Raw genomic sequence first — 1,293 nt, 5'->3', positions numbered from 1 at the left:
GGCTACTGGGAGTAGCCGCCAGGACGACAGGTGCCGGCCCCGAGCACACGCTCGGGGCCAGTACCACTCCCACCGAGCACCAGTACCAGGTACGTGGACTATCCGTACCAACCGACGCTACGCGCCACTTGAGAACGGCGGACGAGAAGAGTCTCGGGCACAACAGCTGATTCGCGACGTTGCTGAGTGCGCTGTGCACATCCTGCCGAGGTCGTAGCCGTGATCGAGAAGCGTGAGAACGGCACGTACCGTGTGAGGGTCTACCATCGCTCACGCTATGTGGGATCGCGTACGTTCCGGAGACTGACTGACGCTCGAGCGTGGGAGCGCCAACAATCTGACGCACTAGCGAGCGGAACGTGGATTAGCCCCGCTGCGGGCTCGATCACCGTACGTGAGTGGCTGGACGTGTGGATGACAGCCCGGAGACAGACGAAGCGAACGAGCACTCTCCGCATCGAGGGTCTGATCAAGAATCACGTGGTCCCGAATTTTGGCCGTCGGCCACTGACAAGTGTGGCACCGAGTGAAGTCGCAGAGTGGGCCCAGACGCTCGCCGCTCAGCGGTCGCCTTCGACTGCTCGCCAAGCACTAGGAGTCGTACGGCAGGCATACTCCATGGCCGTTCGTGATGGCCGAGTGGCACGCAACCCAACGGTGGGCATCAAGCTGCCTAGGACTCAGCGAAATGAACCCCGTCCGTTGACCCATACGCAAGTATGGAAACTCGCTGAAGCGTCAGAGACAGCTCGGGACCGGCTACTCATCTTGGTCATGGCGTATGGAGGATTGCGCTGGGGTGAAGCTACCGCGCTCACCCTTCAGAGCCTCCGGCCAGGTGGCCTCCGACTGACACACGCCATGGCTGAGACGAACAAGCCGGTCCGGTCCTCCCTGAAGGATTGGGAAGCCAGAGACGTTCCGCTTCCAGCGACCGTAAATCGGGAGCTGACCGCGTGGGCTGCTACTAAAGGTGGGAGCGAGCTGCTGTTTGCTTCATCGACGGGGACGGCACTTCGCAACTCGAACTGGCGTCGGCGTGTGTTCGATCCGGCATGTAGTTCTCTTGGCCTAGAGATCACGCCTCACAATCTTCGCGATACGGCAGCGAGCTTGGCGATTGCAGCGGGAGCCTCCGTGGTGGCGGTCGCTCGCCTACTTGGACAGGTCAAGTCCCGTGTAGTGGTGTAACGGTTGGATCCTTCGCTGAGGGGTCTCAGGCGCTGAGTTCGAGGGCGTGGTCGGGGTCGGTGCTCACCTCGCCTCCGGTGGTCTCGACGGACGTGAGTCGGC

1 protein-coding gene is annotated in these 1,293 nt (G+C 62.0%); it reads left to right on the top strand.

Going from position 1 to position 1,293, the window contains the following annotated elements; translation table 11 throughout:
- Positions 1-186 precede the first annotated feature (186 nt).
- Complete coding sequence (locus tag BSP109_RS18045; RefSeq protein WP_101602061.1) at positions 187-1,191, top strand: site-specific integrase; 1,005 nt, start codon at positions 187-189, stop codon at positions 1,189-1,191.
- Positions 1,192-1,293 lie beyond the last annotated feature (102 nt).

The sequence above is a fragment of the Brevibacterium sp. Mu109 genome (genome assembly GCF_900169375.1).
Taxonomy (GTDB): Bacteria; Actinomycetota; Actinomycetes; order Actinomycetales; family Brevibacteriaceae; genus Brevibacterium; species Brevibacterium yomogidense_A.
Note: the sequence above shows the minus strand (reverse complement) of the source record. Positions and strands in the feature narration are given on the sequence as shown.